The 16,017-nt window shown below is 70.6% G+C and carries 16 protein-coding genes; 9 read left to right on the forward strand and 7 right to left on the reverse strand.

Annotated features, from left to right (window positions below; translation table 11 throughout):
• Positions 1-110 precede the first annotated feature (110 nt).
• Positions 111-1,643, forward strand: a complete 1,533-nt coding sequence (locus tag CGU35_RS18080) for a thioester domain-containing protein (protein ID WP_157813865.1) — start codon at positions 111-113, stop codon at positions 1,641-1,643.
• Positions 1,644-1,725: 82 nt separating this feature from the next.
• Here CGU35_RS18080 and CGU35_RS01410 read toward each other — a convergent pair whose 3' ends face one another.
• Complete coding sequence (locus CGU35_RS01410) at positions 1,726-2,394, reverse strand: alpha/beta hydrolase (RefSeq protein WP_100809873.1); 669 nt, start codon at positions 2,392-2,394, stop codon at positions 1,726-1,728.
• Positions 2,395-2,546: 152 nt separating this feature from the next.
• Between CGU35_RS01410 and CGU35_RS01415 the strand changes: the two genes are divergently transcribed.
• The 3 genes from CGU35_RS01415 (at position 2,547) to CGU35_RS01425 (ending at position 5,753) form a co-directional block, all read left to right on the forward strand.
• A complete protein-coding gene (locus CGU35_RS01415) occupies positions 2,547-3,212 on the forward strand; it encodes an NUDIX hydrolase family protein (RefSeq protein ID WP_100809874.1) in 666 nt (221 codons plus the stop codon).
• 17 nt (positions 3,213-3,229) lie between these two features.
• On the forward strand, positions 3,230-4,069 hold the full coding sequence (locus CGU35_RS01420; protein WP_100809875.1) for an AlbA family DNA-binding domain-containing protein: 840 nt from the start codon (positions 3,230-3,232) through the stop codon (positions 4,067-4,069).
• Between the two features lie 328 nt (positions 4,070-4,397).
• Positions 4,398-5,753: a cell division initiation protein gene (locus CGU35_RS01425; RefSeq protein ID WP_146048094.1), complete on the forward strand. Its 1,356-nt coding sequence runs from the start codon at positions 4,398-4,400 to the stop codon at positions 5,751-5,753.
• Positions 5,754-5,780: 27 nt separating this feature from the next.
• Here CGU35_RS01425 and CGU35_RS01430 read toward each other — a convergent pair whose 3' ends face one another.
• Positions 5,781-6,851 carry a threonine aldolase family protein gene (locus CGU35_RS01430; RefSeq protein ID WP_100809877.1) on the reverse strand — a complete coding sequence of 357 codons (1,071 nt, stop codon included), beginning with the start codon at positions 6,849-6,851 and terminating at the stop codon, positions 5,781-5,783.
• A 54-nt stretch (positions 6,852-6,905) separates the two neighbouring features.
• Positions 6,906-8,300 carry a DUF6421 family protein gene (locus CGU35_RS01435; protein ID WP_100809878.1) on the reverse strand — a complete coding sequence of 465 codons (1,395 nt, stop codon included), beginning with the start codon at positions 8,298-8,300 and terminating at the stop codon, positions 6,906-6,908.
• 151 nt (positions 8,301-8,451) lie between these two features.
• Here CGU35_RS01435 and CGU35_RS01440 point away from each other — a divergent pair, with 151 nt between their 5' ends.
• The 5 genes from CGU35_RS01440 (at position 8,452) to CGU35_RS01460 (ending at position 13,284) form a co-directional block, all read left to right on the forward strand.
• Positions 8,452-8,898 (forward strand): Lrp/AsnC family transcriptional regulator, encoded by a 447-nt coding sequence (locus tag CGU35_RS01440; protein ID WP_100810074.1) that lies wholly within the window; start codon positions 8,452-8,454, stop codon positions 8,896-8,898.
• Positions 8,899-8,974: 76 nt separating this feature from the next.
• Positions 8,975-10,264: a sensor histidine kinase gene (locus CGU35_RS01445; protein WP_100809879.1), complete on the forward strand. Its 1,290-nt coding sequence runs from the start codon at positions 8,975-8,977 to the stop codon at positions 10,262-10,264.
• Entirely contained in the window at positions 10,261-10,920 is a 660-nt protein-coding gene (locus CGU35_RS01450) for a response regulator (protein ID WP_100809880.1), read from the forward strand. Before CGU35_RS01445 ends, CGU35_RS01450 begins: the two co-directional genes overlap by 4 nt.
• 130 nt (positions 10,921-11,050) lie before the next feature.
• Positions 11,051-11,872: an ABC transporter ATP-binding protein gene (locus CGU35_RS01455; RefSeq protein ID WP_100809881.1), complete on the forward strand. Its 822-nt coding sequence runs from the start codon at positions 11,051-11,053 to the stop codon at positions 11,870-11,872.
• The gene (locus CGU35_RS01460; protein WP_232711101.1) at positions 11,869-13,284 is read left to right on the forward strand and encodes an FtsX-like permease family protein; all 1,416 of its coding nucleotides are present in this window, start codon (positions 11,869-11,871) and stop codon (positions 13,282-13,284) included. The genes CGU35_RS01455 and CGU35_RS01460 overlap by 4 nt, the downstream gene beginning before the upstream one ends.
• Positions 13,285-13,287: 3 nt before the next feature.
• Here the strand turns inward: CGU35_RS01460 and CGU35_RS01465 are convergent, their stop codons facing one another.
• From CGU35_RS01465 to CGU35_RS01480, 4 genes are all read right to left on the reverse strand, one after another.
• On the reverse strand, positions 13,288-13,815 hold the full coding sequence (locus CGU35_RS01465; RefSeq protein WP_100809882.1) for a hypothetical protein: 528 nt from the start codon (positions 13,813-13,815) through the stop codon (positions 13,288-13,290).
• A 99-nt stretch (positions 13,816-13,914) separates the two neighbouring features.
• Complete coding sequence (locus tag CGU35_RS01470; protein ID WP_100809883.1) at positions 13,915-14,403, reverse strand: SprT-like domain-containing protein; 489 nt, start codon at positions 14,401-14,403, stop codon at positions 13,915-13,917.
• A gap of 81 nt (positions 14,404-14,484) precedes the next feature.
• A complete protein-coding gene (locus tag CGU35_RS01475) occupies positions 14,485-15,012 on the reverse strand; it encodes a hypothetical protein (protein ID WP_100809884.1) in 528 nt (175 codons plus the stop codon).
• 104 nt (positions 15,013-15,116) lie between these two features.
• Positions 15,117-15,989 carry a spermidine synthase gene (locus tag CGU35_RS01480; RefSeq protein ID WP_100809885.1) on the reverse strand — a complete coding sequence of 291 codons (873 nt, stop codon included), beginning with the start codon at positions 15,987-15,989 and terminating at the stop codon, positions 15,117-15,119.
• Between the last annotated feature and the right edge of the window lie 28 nt (positions 15,990-16,017).

Below are 16,017 nucleotides of genomic sequence, written 5' to 3' on the forward strand. Positions count from 1 at the left end.
GCGAGACATTCTGCGGTGCGCCATACGCACCGAGCCGGCAACGCTTGAGAGAGTGGACGCGAACGTCGCCGGACCCGTCCGGTCGCCTTCGCCGTGAGACCAGGAGTGTCATGATCGCGTCTCGTCGACTCCGCCGCGGATCGACTCGATCCGCCCGCCGCCCAGCGGTCGCTGCAGCCGTCCTCGTCGCTCTGCTCCTGACCGGCGCGGTCGCGAGCCCCGCCCTCGCCGTTCCGGACGCGGATGGCGTGGGGGTGACGGACCCCGCCGGACCCGCGACCGAGGCCACGATCGTCGAGATGCTGCACCAGGGCGGGCTGTACGGCGGGGACGTGACGATCGATCCCGCCACCACCCCGTACCCCACGAGCGGAATCACGAACTTCCGGCCGGTCGAGACGGCGCAGATCGTGCTCGACGACCCCGGCGTGCCCGGGCGTCAGGACCTGCTCACGTACTGCATCGACCTCACGACAGAGACCGAGATCGGTGTGCACTACGAACTGGGCGACTGGACCGAGGCGAACGTGCCGAACCTGTCGTACGTCACGCACATCCTCGAGAACTACTATCCGGCTGTGCCCGGTGCGCCCTCGACGGGCACCGACGTCGAGAAGGTGCAAGCCGTGCAGGGTGCGATCTGGTACTTCACCGACAGCTTCGTCGTTCCGACGTCGTACCCGGCCGAGCACAACGCGATCAAGGCGATCGTCGACGCGACACTGGCCGCCGTGAACGGCCCGCCACCCGCACCCGCGCCGGCGCCCGTGCCCCCGACGCTGACGCTCACTCCGGACGCCGCGGATGCCCCGACCACCGGCCAGCTCGTCGGTCCGTTCGCCGTCGGGGGTAGCGTCGCGTCCTCCACCCTCAGTACGTCGGGCGTCGAGGTCTTCGCCGACGCAGCCGGCACGATTCCCGTCCTGCCCGGCGACAGCGTCGCCCAGGGCGCCGAGCTCTGGGCGCGTCACGTCTCGCCGACCGCCACCGAGGGCTTCGCCCTCTCCGCCGTCGAGTCGGTCGTCGGGGGGAACGTGTTCCTCTACGACGGCGGCAACCCGGGGCGTACGAGCGCGCAGAAGTTGATCCTCGCCGTCCGGGCGAACGTTCCGGTGCGCGCTGCCGCCGCGATCACGCCCTTCGCGGCCGGGACACTGCAGGTGGACGTCGTCGTCGCCGGGGCCGCGGCGGGACGCCAGTCGGCGGTCACCGTCGAAGCCCGGTGCGATACGGGCGGGACCCTCACGACGGCGGCGGGGACCGTGCCCGCGGGCAGCGCGGCCGCGACCTACGACGCGATCACGATGACACCCCTCGCGGCGGGCACCGTGTGCACCGTGACGACCACGGCGAGCGGCGCGAACGCGACCGCCGCGCTCGCGCGTTCCACGACGGTTCCGACCTCGGTCACGATCGCCGATCTCGCGACGGGCACGATCGTCGTCACCCAGGACTTCGCCCTTCCTGAGCCGACGCCCACCCCCACACCCACGTCGACCCCGACCGGCACCCCCACCCCGTCGTCGCTGCCCGATACCGGCGGCGCGGCCCTGCCGTGGGCGGTGCCGATCTCGCTCCTCGCGGGCGGACTGGCGCTCGTGCTTTTCGCGCGTCGTGCCCGAACGTCGCGGCGCACGGGCTGACCGCGCGGCACACGGGGTGCAACCGCGCACGGGCTGAACGAGCGCGTGCGGAGCAGGCGCGTGCGGAGCAGGCGCGCCGAGGTCAGTCGGAGGCGTCCTTCAGCCGCGCCTCGAGAAAGCCGCGGACATCATCGAGTTCGGCCTGCGAGACGCTGTGCGTCAGGCCCGGATAGACCGACCCGCTCAGGGTGCTGTGCCCGGGCAGCCACGCGGTCGTCTGGGCGATGAGGGGTTCGGGGATGACGTCGTCGTGCGTTCCCCTCCCCCAGAAGACGGGCGGTCGAGTGGCCGCGAGGACCTCGTCGCCCGGCAGGGTTCCCGTACTCGCGTACCCGCTGAGATTGACCGCGAACGCGAACCGCTCGGGCTGCAGCCGCAGCGCCTGGAGGGCGATCGCCGCGCCCTGCGAGAAACCGAGGAGCCCGATCGAGGTCGCCCCGCCCGCATGATCGTCGAGCCAGGCGCAGAGCCGCTCGGCGGCGCGCGTCACGGTGGCGGAGTCGCGGCCGTTGAGTCCATCGAGGGCGTACCACGAGTAGCCCGGGGCCGGCCAGGGCGGCGACAGGGGTGCGCGTGGCGCCGCGAAGACGAAAGCGGGCGGAAGGTGGGGAACCAGGCCGAACAGGTCGCGCTCGTCCGACCCATAACCGTGCAGCAGCACCAGCAAGGGGCGCCCGGTCGGGGCATCCGACCACAGCGCGGCGTCTGGATCGAGGTGCGGCGGATCGAGGGCAGGTGGCTCGGGCGACATGCCCCTATCCTGGCAAACCCCGCGGACACGACGAAGGAACGGTGTCCCGCACGGGGCTGACGATGCTCTGCGGCCGCCACTTCCGCCACATCCGTCCCAGGGATCCTTCCTGATGTACGGGCTGGCGCGAGCGCCTGAGGTATACAAGAGACATGCCGGTGCGCACCCCAGACCCCGATCCCTCCGAAGACGACGGCCCCGATGGGCGCGATCGGTTGAGCGGCATGGGCGCATCTTTCGGGCGTTCGAGCGATCCGCGCGACGACGGCTCCTTCGGTTCGCCGACCGCGGGCAGCGCGGCGAACCCCGGATGGCTGAGCGAGGTCGAGCTCGCCGAGGCGCGGCGGCGGCTGCCGATGCTCTACGTCGAGGCGGTACCGGTGCGGACGGATGGCGTCGGCTCGGTCATCGAGGTCGGCATCCTGCTGCGGGCCACCCCCGTGGGCGAGATCACCCGCTCGCTCGTCAGCGGTCGCGTGCGGCACGGCGAGACGGTGCGCGACGCGCTCTTCCGTCATCTCGAGAACGACCTCGGCCCCATGGCCTTCCCCCTGCTCCCCCCTCAGGCGACGCCCTTCACCGTCGCCGAGTACCTGCCGATCCCCGGCATCACCGCCTTCCACGACGATCGTCAGCACGCCGTCTCGCTCGCCTTCGTCGTGCCCGTGACGGGAACGTGCGAGCCGCGACAGGACGCGCTCGAGGTCACGTGGATGTCGCCGGAAGAGGCCGCGTCGGACGCGCTGGCCGCCGAGATGGAGGGCGGCCGCGGCACGCTCGTCCGTCTCGCGCTCGCGAGCGTCGGCGCCCTGCGCTGAGCGGGAGCGAATAGCGGATGCCTCAGAGCCCCCTCCTCGTCGAGTTCGCCGTCGCTCTGCCCGTCGCGCTCGCGTTCGCGTACGCCGTCGCGTGGGTCGTGCGCAGGCTCTTCGGGCGTCGACTGCGGCTGAGCTTGACCACGATGGCGCTGATCTCGCTGCTCGGCATCAGCGTCGGGCTCTTCATCGCGGGGCTGTTCTTCTATGGTCAGTACCTCTGGATGCCGACGACGCTGCTGCTGGCGTTCGGGTCGAGCATCGGGCTCGCGTTCGTCGCGGCGGCTGTCGCGGCGCTCGTCCGACCGGACTACGGCGACGTGGATGTCGCGGCGGTCCTCGCCGCGGGCGAATCGGATCAGGTCGAGTTCAAAGAGACCGCCCGGTGGAATGTCCGCGAGAACAAGAAAGACCCGCGGATGGAGCTTGCGATCGCCAAGACGGTCGCCGCGTTCCTGAACAGCACCGGCGGCGTGCTGGTGATCGGCGCGAGCGACGACGGCGTCGTGCGCGGGCTGGAGCGTGACCTGGCGACGCTGCGGACACCCGATCACGACCGGTTCGAACTGTGGCTGCGCGACCTGTTGTCGGCGTTCGTGGGTCGCAACGCGGCCGCGCTGCCGCACGTCCAGTTCGCGACGCTTCCGGATGCGGGAACGGTGTGCGCCCTCAACTGCCCGCCGTCGCCGAAGCCGGTGTTCTTGACGTCGCCGCGCGATGGCGGGCCCGTCACGGACCTGTGGGTGCGGGTCGGCAACTCCACGCGTGCACTGGGCGTGCACGAAGCGGTGGACTACGTTTCGCGGCACTGGCGGCCGACTCTCGCGTCGCTCGTGACGGGTCGGCCCGGAGGACGCTGACCCTGCAGCGTTTCCACGATGAGGCCGCGGGCGGGCATTCGGCTGGGCGCCGTTTCCGTCCGGAGCTGTGGATGCGTTCTCGTTGCGGATAGCTCGTAGCGGTATTGTTCGTCCTGATCGGGCGGCACCCGCTACGCAACACCCGATCACCGTCATCCGCCCGCGGTTGGCTCGTGCAACTCATCCTCGTTCCGCGCATACCCGGCGCGGTGCGAGGCGGAAACCGCGCCGCCCTCGTCGGGGGGCCGGACGCGTGCGTGCGTGGCGGAAGATCGGGCGATGGTGCTTCCTGGCCGGGGTCCGGAAGCGGAGAGACGGGATCGTGCACATGACCACGCAGAACGCGGGAAACGAGCAGGCGGGCGACGGCGCATCGGCCTTCGACGAGCTGATCGGTGGAGCCGGGGCGCAGGGCGACGTCCTCTCGTTCACGACGGCCTTTCGTGGGTATGAGAAGCACGAGGTCGATGCCGCGATCTCGACCCTCACGGCGCGTCTGCATGAGCGTGGCGAGCGCGTCTCGGCGCTCGAGGCGCGGATCCGGCGCGGCGAGAAAGCAGCCACGACCCGCAGTCGCGAGCTGACGCAGGCCCGTCAGTCGATCGAGCAGCTCGAGGCCGATCTGCGTGAAGCGCAGGCGAAGTCCGCCGAGATCGAGCAGCAGGTGCAGGCGCTGAGTGACGAGCTGGTCGGCGCGACGTCCGAGGCATCCGAGGGCCGTCAGCAGTTCGAAGAGATCCTGCGCGTCGCCGAGGGGCAGGCGAGTGTGCTGATCAAGAACGCGACCGTGCAGACCGAGCGACTGCTCGAATCGGCGCGCGAAGAGATCCGGACGCGGCGACGCGAGGCGGAAGCGGATGCCGAGGCGATCCGATCGCAGGCCGAGAGCGATGCCCAGCAGGCCCGTCTCCGCATCGAGACCGAACTGACGGCGCACGAGGCGATGCTCGAGCGGGAACGCGCGCACGCCGCCGAGAAGGTGGCACAGGCCGAGCAGGAGGCCGCCGCGATCCGCACCGAGGCCGAGAAGGGCGCCGCCGCGTTGCGGGCCCTCGTCTCGCGCGAGACCGCCCAGGACCGTGCCGATGCCGAGGCAGCGGTCCGTGAGATGCGGGCGCGCGTGCTCGAGTTCGAGGAGTCGCTGACGCGGCGTCAGGATGACGCGCAGCAGGAGTTCCTCGTGCTGCACAACCAGGCGGTCGCCCACGCGGAGCGCATCACGCAGGACGCGAACGAGCAGGTCGCGGCATCCCTCGAGCACGCGCAGCGGATCTCGGCGAAGGCCGAGGACTACGAGCGGCTCGCGAGGGCCCAGGCGGCGCAGGTCGAGGCCGACGCGAACGTGCGTGCCAACGAACAGCTCGATCGGGCGCGCGACAAAGCGCAGCGCATCATCGACATGGTCACGACGCACTCGGTCGGCGTGCTTCGCGACGCCGAGGACCGCACGCGTCAGCTGCGGTGGCAGCAGCACGAGATGTCGAGCTTCATGGCCGGCGTCAAGGAGCTCATCCGCGGCGAGGTGCCGCTGGACGACGATCATGATGCCGAGGACGAGGATGCCTCGGCGGGCGGTGTCGCCGAGACCGATACCCAGCCCGAGCCCGAGCCCGAGTCCGAGCCCGCGCCCGCGCCTGAGCCTGAGCCTGAGCCTGAGCCCGAGGTCTCGTCCCAGAAGTCCTGACGGGCCGACCAGCGCCCCCGGGTAGGTCTAGACGGCGCTCGTGACCCGCGCGATGTCGGCGACGAACGCGTCGATGTCGGAAGGCTCCGTGTCGAACGAGCACACCCAGCGGACCTCGGATCGCGCAGCATCCCAATCGTAGAACCGCACCCGCTCCCGCAGCTGGTCGGCAGCGCCCGCGGGCAGCGTCGCGAAGACGCCGTTCGCCTGCGTCGGCTGACTGAACGCCACGCCCCGGATCGAGCCATCCTGGATGCCCGCCTCGATGCCCGCGCGCAGCCGCGCCGCCATCGCGTTGGCGTGCGCGGCGTTGCGCAGCCACAGGTCGTCCTCGTACAGCGCGATGAGCTGCGCCGAGACGAACCGCATCTTCGACGCGAGCTGCATGTTGAGCTTGCGCAGGAACTTCAGGCCCTCGGATGCCTCGGGATCCAGCACGACGATCGCCTCGGCGAGCATCGCTCCGTTCTTCGTGCCACCGAGGCTCAGGACGTCGACTCCCGCATCCCGGGTGAATGCGCGGAGCGGCAGCCCGAGGGACGCCGCGGCGTTCGACAGGCGCGCGCCGTCCATGTGCAGCCGCATCCCGAGTCCGTGCGCGTGGTCGGCGAGCGCGCGGACCTCGCCCGGCGTGTAGACGGTGCCGAGCTCGGTCGACTGCGTGATCGAGACGACGAGGGGTTGTGCGCGGTGCTCGTCACCCCACCCCCAGGCCTCGCGGTCGACGAGTTGGGGGGTGAGCTTGCCGTCCTCGGTCGGCACGGTGAGCAGCTTGATGCCGGCGACCCGCTCGGGGGCGCCGCCCTCGTCGACGTTGATGTGCGCGCTCGCGGCAGCGACGACCGCACCCCACCGCGGCAGCATCGACTGCAGCCCGACGACGTTCGCGCCCGTTCCGTTGAAGACGGGGAACGCCTCGGCGCCCTCGCCGAATCGGTCGGCGATGACGTCGTTCAGGCGTGCGGTGTAGGCATCCTCTCCGTAGGCGACCTCGTGGCCCTCGTTCGCTGTTGCGATCGCGGCGAGAACGTCGGGGTGGATGCCGGAGTAGTTGTCAGAGGCGAAGCCGCGCACGGCGGCGTCGTGGAGTCGAGTCACGCTCTCAGCCTAGATCGGGAGATGCGGAGCTCAGGCGTCGCTCAGGCATGGGCGTCAGGCATCCCCGCGGATGCCGGTCGTCGACGCGATGACCGGCGCCATCTTGCGGTCGAGGGCCTCGTAGAACATCGACAGGGGGAACTCGTCGTCCATGACGGCATCCGTGAAGCCCTTCGGCGGACCGATCAGGATGTCGCGCGGCAGCCCCGCGGCCCAGATTGAGCCCGGGTGGGGTTCCAGCACGCTCCGGATCAGGTCGTACGCGGCCAGCCAGTGCGCGGTCTTCGGGCGGTCGATCGAGCGCCAGTACAGCTCGTCGATCGCGTCGCCGAGGGCGACGACAGCGGCGGGCACTTCGTCCCAGTCGAGGGCGAGCTGTGTGTCGGTCCAGTGCAAGACCCCGCGCTGGTGCAGCCACGCGAACAGCAACTGGCCACCGAGCCCGTCGTAGTTGCGCACCCGCGAACCGGTGATCGCGAACCGGAAGATGCGGTCGAAGATCACCGCGTACTGCACGAGCTGGGCGTGCTCGAGCGTTTCCGCGTCGGTCGTTGCCTGCTCCTGGGGTCCCGTCTCGCTGAGGCGCCTCTCGATCGCGACGCACTCGCGGAACGCCGTCAGGTCGCACCGCAGTTCTTCGAGCGAGTACAGGAAGTACGGCATCCGCTGCTTGATCATGAACGGGTCGAAGGGCAGGTCCCCGCGCATGTGGGTGCGGTCGTGGATGATGTCCCACATCACGAAGGTGCGTTCGGCGAGGGCCTGGTCATCCAGCAGGCGAGCGACCTGCTCGGGCAGCGCGAGGCGGGTGATGTCGGCCGCCGCGCGAACGACCCGGCGGTAGCGGGCCGCCTCGCGATCCTGGAAGATCGCGCCCCACGTGAAGGTCGGGACTTCGCGCACCGCGACCGTTTCGGGAAAGAGTACGGCCGAGTTGGTGTCGTAGCCGGGGGTGAAATCGATCAGGCGCAGCGAGACGAACAGGCGATTCGCGTAGTCGCTCGCCTCGAGCTGTGCGATGAACTCGGGCCAGATCGTCTCGACGATGAGAGCCTCCACAAACCGGTTGCTCGACCCGTTCTGCGTGTACATGGGAAAGATCACGAGGTGCCGCAGCCCATCGACGCGGTGCTGCTGCGGCTGGAACGCGACGAGCGAATCGAGGAAGTCGGGGACGCCGAAGCCATCCGCCGCCCAGCGTTCGAAATCGGTGACGGATGCCTCGAGGTACGCCGAGTCGTGGGGAAAGAGGGGTGCGAGCTCGCGGATGGTGCGCACGATCGTCGCGACCATCCGAGCGGCCCGGGCGCGGTGCGCGGGGTCGGGGATCGAGCCATCGTGTGCCTGGATCGCCTGGAGTTCGGTCGCGGCGTCGCGGAGCGATATCCACGCGTCGCTCGTCTCGACGCCGCCCAGGGAGCCATCGAGCAGTGTCGCGTCCATCGTCATGACCTTCTCCGTTCCGTGCCCTCGCATCTCTCGGACGAGGCACACGAGGATTCTAGGAAGACATACCGCAGATGCGCTGAATGCCAGGAAATATTCCTGTTGCTATGCTCGCGGCATGGAAGAAGAGGACGTGGTGACCCATCCACCGACCCTGGATGACCCGGTCGATCTGATGATCGTGCGCGAGATCTCGCGCGACGCCCGCGCCACGCTCGCCCAAATCTCGGAGGCGGTCGGCCTGTCGGTCTCGGCCGTGCAGGCGCGCATGCGTCGGCTCGAAACACGCGGCGTGATCGCCGGCTACCGCGCCGTGGTCGATGTCGAGGCCGTCGGAAAGCCGCTCGCAGCGTTCATCGAGATCACCCCGCTCGACCTCGCGCAGCCCGACGATGCGCCCGAGCGGCTCGAGCACATCACCGAGATCGAATCGTGCCACTCGATCGCGGGCAACGCGGCCTACATGCTCTTCGTCCCGGTCGCGTCGCCGCGCGCGCTCGAGACGCTCATCCGCCGCATCCGCGGAGTGGCCTCGGTGAGCACCCGCACGACCGTCGTGCTGCAGACGTTCTACGAGAACCGCCCGATCCTGCCCGCGTGAGCGCTGCATGGGGTCCAGCGCGAGATACATCCGCAGACGGATGCCTCGGCTCCCACGCTCCCGTAGCGTGACAGGCGTGTTCCGCCCGCTCAAGCCCTACCAGATCGCCATCGACGTAACCGCGGCGGTGTTGGTGGTGCTGGCGGCACTCGCTCTCGACGTCGTGCTCGCCATGATGCGGATCGAGGGCTCGGTGGGAGAACGCTTGCCGCTCGCCTGCATCGTTCTCGTTCTCGTCGCCGCGCTCTCGCTGCGGCGGGCATCGCCGGGACTGGCGCTCGCGGCGGTGTGGGTCGCGGCGCTGATCCAGATGGCATTCGGGATGCCGCCGCTCGTCGTGGACATCGCGATCTTCGGTGTCCTCTACGCGACCGCAGCCTATGGATCGCGCGTGGTGATGTGGTTGGGGTTCGCCTCGGGAATCGTCGGGGCGACCCTGATCTCGATCTATCTCATCGTTCCGCCCCTGCTGCGCGGCGGCTGGAGCATCACGGACGTCCTCGGCCAGTCGTTCGTCGCCGGCCTGGCGCTGTGGGTCGCCGCGACCTTCGCGCTGCTGCTGTCGTGGACGGTCGGAGCCCTCGTACGGACGGCCCTCCGGGCGCGCGCGAACCGTGAAGCGCAGATACGGGCGCAAGAGGACGCGATCGCCGAGCATCAGCGCACGACGATCGCCCGCGATATGCACGATGTCGTCGCCCACTCGCTCGCGGTCGTCATCGCGCAGGCGGATGGCGCCCGCTATGCGTCGGCGACGGACCCGTCGGCCGCGGCATCCGCGCTCGGCACGATCTCGACGACGGCGCGCGCGGCGCTCGCCGATGTGCGCCTGCTGCTGACGCAGCTGCGGCACAGCCAGGCCGACGGACCGCAGCCGACGCTCGCCGATCTGGAGGGGCTCTACGCACAGGTGCGCGCGGCGGGCGTTGCCCTGCGCGTCGACGTCGAGCCCGTGCCGCGGACGGATCCCCCCGCCGCGGTTCAGCTCGCGCTCTACCGGATTCTGCAGGAGGCGCTCACGAATGCCCTCCGACACGGCGCGGGTGGCGATGTCTCCGTGGCCCTCGCCTGGCACCCCGAGCGCGTCGACCTGACCGTCCGCAACGGCATTCGCCTGTCGCAAATGGCGGGTGATGCGCACGCCAACCCGCCACATGTGACAGGCGACGATGCCTCCGGCCCGACGGCGGCGCAGGGGCAGGGCCAGGGCCACGGGCTGATCGGCATGCGCGAGCGGGCGCAGCTCGCGGGCGGAACGCTCGCGGCCGGGCGGGCGGGTCACGAGTTCGTCGTGAACGCTTCGATCCCGTTCAGTATCGCTCCGTCGGGCGGGCCGTTCGCCCGCGCAGCGGGGGAGCCGGCGTGATCCGTGTCGCACTGGTCGACGATCAGGCGCTCTTCCGGGCGGGCATCCGCATGCTCGTGGACTCCCAGCCGGACCTCGAGGTCGTCGCCGAGGCATCCGATGGGCGCGCGGCGATCCGTGTCATCGGCGAAACCCATCCCGACGTCGTGCTCATGGACATCCGGATGCCCGTGCTCGACGGCCTCGGTGCGACGGCCGAGATCCTCGCCGATCCCCGATATTCCGGCCCCGACCAGTCCGGACCGCCGCGCATCGTGATGCTCACCACGTTCGACCTCGACGAGGCGGCCGCGCGTGCCATCCGGGGCGGGGCGAGCGGCTTCCTGCTGAAGGACGCGGACCCCGAGTTCCTGCTCGCGGCGATCCGCACGGTGCACGCGGGGTCGGCCGTGATCGCCGCCTCCGCCACCCGCGAACTGTTCGCGCACTTCGCCGAGTCCCCGCGTCCCGTTCCGGCGTCCTACAGCGGGCTCACCGACCGTGAACGCGAGATCTTCGCGCTCGCCGCGCGCGGGCTCAGCAACGGCGAGATCGCGGGCCGCGAGTTCCTGTCCGAGGCGACCGTGAAGACCCACATCAGCCGTATCCTCGCCAAGCTCGGATTGCGCGACCGCGTGCAGCTGGTCGTCTTCGCGTTCGAGCACGGGCTCGCCTGAGCCGACCGGCCGGGCCGCCTCCGCGCGCCGGATTCGTCGCAGCGACCACACGAACGTCATCCCTCAGACGGATGCCGCGGCTACCTGCGACGGACGCGCTCCGTACCGCGCGATCCATAGCGTCGAAGACATGCAGATCTCCTCAACAGACCTCGGGCTCGCCGCCCGCGTGCACAACCTGTCCAAGTCCTACGGATCCGGCGAGGGAACGGTGCGGGCGCTCGACGATGTCACCGTCGGCATCCGTCGCGGTGAGTTCACGGCGATCATGGGGCCGTCCGGTTCCGGCAAGTCCACGCTCATGCACGTCATGGCCGGGCTCGATGCCCCGACCTCGGGTCGCGCGTGGATCGGCGACGTCGAGATCACGGGAGCCTCCGACCTCGACCTGACGATCCTGCGGCGGCGCCGGGTGGGCTTCGTGTTCCAGGCCTTCAACCTGGTGCCCACGCTCGACGCTATCGGTAACATCATGCTGCCGTTCGATCTCGACGGTCGGCGCCCGAGCGCCCTCGAGCGCGCCCGGATCGATGACCTCGTCGAGACCCTCGGGCTGAGCGCCCGCCTGCGACACCGGCCGCATCAGCTGAGCGGCGGCCAGCAGCAGCGCGTCGCGATCGCCCGCGCGTTGGCCACGGCGCCCGACCTCGTGTTCGCCGACGAGCCGACCGGAAACCTCGACTCGCGCTCGGGGCGCGAGGTGCTCGCGCTGCTGGCGGCGGCCGCGCGCGAGCACGGGCAGAGCATCGCGATGGTCACGCACGATCCGATCGCCGCGAGCCACGCCGATCGCGTGCTGTTCCTGGGTGACGGACGCATCGTCGCGGACCGATCCCGACAGACGGCCGAGCAGATCTCGGCGCACATGCTCGCGACCGAGCGCGCCGATGAACGGGCCGCGGAGAACGCCGCGGGGCGAGCGCACGAGCACGAGCAGGGGGTGTCGGCATGACGCGTCTCGCATGGCTCCGCGAACGCGGGATGGGGGCGAGCATCCTCGTCGCCGCGCTGTCGAGCGCATTCGGGGTCGTCCTCATCGCGGCGACCGGATACATCGGAGCGATCCTGCTCGCGGACAGGTTCATCGGCGAATCCGAAACGCTGGCGATCGTCGTCGGCATCCTCACCGTCCTCCTGGTCGGTGTCGCCGTGTTCGTCGCCGCGATCGTGACGGCGAACACGTTCGCGACGATCGTCGCGGGCCGGGTACGCAACATCGCGCTCATGCGGCTGATCGGCGCCTCTGCGCGATCGCAGCGCGCCGAAGTCGCCCGTCAGGGTCTCGTCGTCGGGGTCATCGGAGCGTTCATCGGCCTGCTCGTCGGCACCGCCGTCGCCGCGGCCGGAATCTCGATCGGGGATGCGTTGCTGGATGCCCCGAGGGCTCCGTTCGCGCTGGTGCAGCCGACGCTGCTGCTGCCCGCCGCGATCGTCGCGGTGACGACCTGGGCCGCCGCCTGGACGGGTTCACGGCGCGTCCTGTCGGTCACCCCCCTCGAAGCGCTCGGTGGCTCGGTGGAGCGGGCCCACTCGGAGCTCGTGCGGCGACCCGGCCGCAATGTCGCCGCGATCACCCTCTTCGTCGTCGGCGGTGCGCTCCTCGCCCTCGGGATCGTGGCCGGGCTCGTGACGCCGCTCGGTGTCGTGATCGCATTCCTCGGCGGTCTGCTGTCGTTCACAGGCCTCGCCCTCGGGGCCCATCTCGTGATGCCGCCGGTCCTGCGACTCGTCGGGCGCGCCTTCGGTTCGTCTGCGACCGCCCGGCTCGCCGCCGAGAACGGGATGAGGCATCCGGAGCGCTCGTCGCGCATGGCGATCGGCGTGGTCATGGGCGTCACCCTGGTGACGATGTTCGCCGTCGCGATCGCCTCGACCAAAGCCGTGCTCACCGCCACCGCGGGCGGCGAGCTGCCCGAGTTCATGGCCTCGCTGCTGGATACGTTCTCGGTCGTCATGATGGCGCTCGTCGGGGTGTCCGCCGTCATCGCCGCCGTCGGACTCGTGAACCTGCTCACGATCGGCGTCGTGCAGCGCCGCCGTGAGCTCGGACTGCTGCGTTCGCTCGGCCTGTCGAACGGTCAGGTGCGCCGCATGATCCTGTTCGAGGCGGCGCACGTCACGATCGCGGCACTCGCGCTCGGCCTCGTGCTCGGTGTCGTCTATGGGTGGGCCGGCGCGCAGTCGCTGCTCGGGTCGGTCCCCGTCATCCCGGGCGGGGCGGCCGCAACACTGGTTCTGCCCGCGCTGCCGATCGCGCCCATCGCCGTCGTCATCGGCGCCACGGCCGTGCTGACCCTGGTCGCCGCGGTCGTGCCGACGCGGCTCGCAACGAGGGTTGCGCCGGTCGAAGCCCTCGCCGAGTAGGGCTCAGGCGGTGTGGCCGGGCTCGGCCGCGGACGTGGCCTCGACGTCGTGGGCCCACGACGGCGCGAGCGAGCGGATGCGCTGGGCCCGCCACTGCCACGCGGCCCACAGGCCGGGCCAGAGCAGGGGAGCGGTCGGGCCGCCGATCGTCAGGCGCTCGCGCCAGAGGGTGCGGGAGGGGTCGCCCGGGGCGGGCGCAACGGCGAGCTGGTGGTCCCAGACGTCCAGCGACGCGAGCGGTCCGGTGAGCGGAATGCCGCTGTCCCGGAAGATCCGTACCTCGCCCCGCGAGTCGCGCGTGATCCGGTCGCTCGCGTGGATGAGCTGTCGCCCCATCGGCACGATCCCGGCGAACGACATGTCGACGACGGCATCCGTTCCCGGCTCCCACCGCGTCGGCAATCCGCCCGTCTCGGCGGACTCGAGGCGGACGAGCGAGCCGTACAGCTCGGCCACCGCGCGGGGCGAGTGCAGGGCACGCCACGCCGCATCCGCGTCGCAGTCGATCACGAGCTTGAGCAGGATGCGCATGTCCCCAGTGTCGCACCGGTGCCGCCCGTCCGGCGTGTGCGCAGCGGAGCCCGTTGCTGAGCTCGTCGAAGCGACTTGCGTGGCGTGCGCGGGGCCGGCTCAGCGCTCCCTCATCGCGGCGAGGCGCTCGGCGGGCGTGATCTCGCGCTTCTCCCACCGGAACAGGTGACGCTCGTCGAATCGCGGCGCACACTTCACACACGACGCGGCCCGCGTCGGCTTCCGATGCCGGTACGCGACGTGGCCGGCGGGGCAGAACCCCACCCAGGGTGCGAGCTCGGTCGCCGTCTCACCCGCGTGCGTCGTGCCGCCGACGTAGCCCAGCTCGCGGGCCACCTGTTTCCACCGCTGCCCGTGCCCGGCGGCCGGCCCAGCGACCGCGTGAGCGACCTCGTGCAACAGCGTCTGGTGATTCGTGTCGTCGTCGTACCGCGCCGACAGGTAGCGCGAAACGCTGATCCGCTTGCGCGTGTAATCGCAGAGCCCCGCGCGGCGTTTGGCGTTGTCGAACCCGAACGACCACGAAGCATCCAGGTGGAGCGCGATGAGGGCTTCGGCCCAGGTGCGCACGCGTTGCAGATCGGACATGTCGAAAACCTAAACCGTCCCTACGACATCGGATGCCGCGCGGTCAGACGCGCCCGTTGCACCGCACCGTTGCGCGGTGACTCAGCTCGCGACCGACGCCCGGGCGCGACGACGGTCCGCGGCATCGACGGCGAGCAGCGTCGCCTCGAGCTGCTCATCCGGGGCGCCCGATTCCTGGCGCAGAAACAGGGCACGTTTGAAGTCCCGACGCGCGGCCTCGTAGTCACCGGCGTCGTAGTGCACCTTGCCGCGGTGCTGGTACGAGAACGCGGCGATCGCGGACCAGCCCTGACCCTCGGCCTCGCCGGCGCAGGTCGTCAGTTCGTGTTCGGCCGCGGCGTACGCGCCGCGCCACTGCTGCACGGTCGCGTGCAGGATGCGGGCGCGAAGCAGGTCCTTGCGCGTGCCGGCCATGCGGGCGACGCGCACCGACTCGTCCGAGACGACACTGGCGTCTTCGAGGCGGTCGAGCACCTTCAGCAGCCAGACGCGCTCGAGCAGGGCGGGCAGGCTGCGCTGATCACCGAGCTCCAACAGGCGTTCCCGGCACTCGTTCGCGTCGACGATTTCACGCAGGGTGTCGGGGTCGTACCCGTGGATATAGCTCATCGTGACCTCCTCACCGCGTGTTTCGCCCCTCCAGTGTGCAACGGTTCGGCGTACAACCGGCCGTGCCGCGCCGAGCGTGCCGAGGCTTGCCGCACGTTGTTCGCTCAGCGATCGAACAACGACGAGGACGGCGCCGGAGAATCGGTGGCGTCGGCATCCGTCGTCGCCGAAACCCCCGCGACGAATGCGTCGAGCTCGGCGCCCTCGGCGACCTTGGCCGGGTGCGGGCCCGCTGCCATCAGGCGGGGCAACCACGCCGTCGGGAGTCTGGCGGCGGATGCGGCGATCACCAGGTTGCCGAAGCGTCGACCTTTCAAGACCTGCACCTCGGCGAGCACGATGACGTTGGGCAGCACCTCGCGCACCGTCGCGACCTGGCGGCGCGCATAGCGCAGGCCGGGTCCGTCGGCGACGTTGACCAGCAGCACGCCGTCCGGAGCGAGGACGGCCGCGGCCGCGCGGTAGAACTCGACCGAGGTCAGATGCGCGGGGGTCTGCGCCCCGGCGAACACGTCCGATACGAGCAGATCGACCGTGCCGACGAGACCCACGGGGAGCCGCCCGAGCACGGCGCGTGCGTCGCCGATCCGCACCCGGATCGATGCGCCACTCGGCAGCGGCAGTTCGGCGCGCACGAGATCGACGAGGGCGGGCTCGATGTCGACGACCTGCTGACGCGATCCCGGTCGCGTCCACGCGATGTATCGCGGGAGGGTCAGCGCTCCGGCGCCGAGGTGCACGGCGGTGAGGGGTTGCCCCGGCAGCTTGAGTCGGTCTATGACGGCGCCCATGCGGGCGATGTACTCGAAGTGCAGGTGCGTGGGATCGTCGAGATCGACATGGGATTGCGGGGTGCCCGCGACATCCAGTTCCCATCCCGTCGTGTACGGCGAGGGCACGACGCGGGCGATCGAGCCGTCCGAGAGCCGGGTCGAGGGGGCGGATGCCTCGGCATCGCCATCTCGCTTTCTGCTCACCCGCCCACGCTAGCCGAGCGGGGCGCGC

It is taken from the genome of Microbacterium sp. BR1, assembly GCF_002812725.1.
In the GTDB taxonomy this organism is placed as follows: domain Bacteria; phylum Actinomycetota; class Actinomycetes; order Actinomycetales; family Microbacteriaceae; genus Microbacterium.

What these genes read in the sequence shown, in the direction of transcription:
- CGU35_RS18080 (WP_157813865.1), top strand. Translation starts at nt 111, where the DNA reads ATGATCGCGTCTCGTCGACTCCGCCGCGGATCGACTCGATCCGCCCGC.
- CGU35_RS01410 (WP_100809873.1), bottom strand. Translation starts at nt 2,394, where the DNA reads ATGTCGCCCGAGCCACCTGCCCTCGATCCGCCGCACCTCGATCCAGAC.
- CGU35_RS01425 (WP_146048094.1), top strand. Translation starts at nt 4,398, where the DNA reads ATGACCACGCAGAACGCGGGAAACGAGCAGGCGGGCGACGGCGCATCG.
- CGU35_RS01455 (WP_100809881.1), top strand. Translation starts at nt 11,051, where the DNA reads ATGCAGATCTCCTCAACAGACCTCGGGCTCGCCGCCCGCGTGCACAAC.
- CGU35_RS01435 (WP_100809878.1), bottom strand. Translation starts at nt 8,300, where the DNA reads ATGACGATGGACGCGACACTGCTCGATGGCTCCCTGGGCGGCGTCGAG.
- CGU35_RS01475 (WP_100809884.1), bottom strand. Translation starts at nt 15,012, where the DNA reads ATGAGCTATATCCACGGGTACGACCCCGACACCCTGCGTGAAATCGTC.
- CGU35_RS01470 (WP_100809883.1), bottom strand. Translation starts at nt 14,403, where the DNA reads ATGTCCGATCTGCAACGCGTGCGCACCTGGGCCGAAGCCCTCATCGCG.
- CGU35_RS01420 (WP_100809875.1), top strand. Translation starts at nt 3,230, where the DNA reads ATGCCTCAGAGCCCCCTCCTCGTCGAGTTCGCCGTCGCTCTGCCCGTC.
- CGU35_RS01465 (WP_100809882.1), bottom strand. Translation starts at nt 13,815, where the DNA reads ATGCGCATCCTGCTCAAGCTCGTGATCGACTGCGACGCGGATGCGGCG.
- CGU35_RS01460 (WP_232711101.1), top strand. Translation starts at nt 11,869, where the DNA reads ATGACGCGTCTCGCATGGCTCCGCGAACGCGGGATGGGGGCGAGCATC.
- CGU35_RS01415 (WP_100809874.1), top strand. Translation starts at nt 2,547, where the DNA reads ATGCCGGTGCGCACCCCAGACCCCGATCCCTCCGAAGACGACGGCCCC.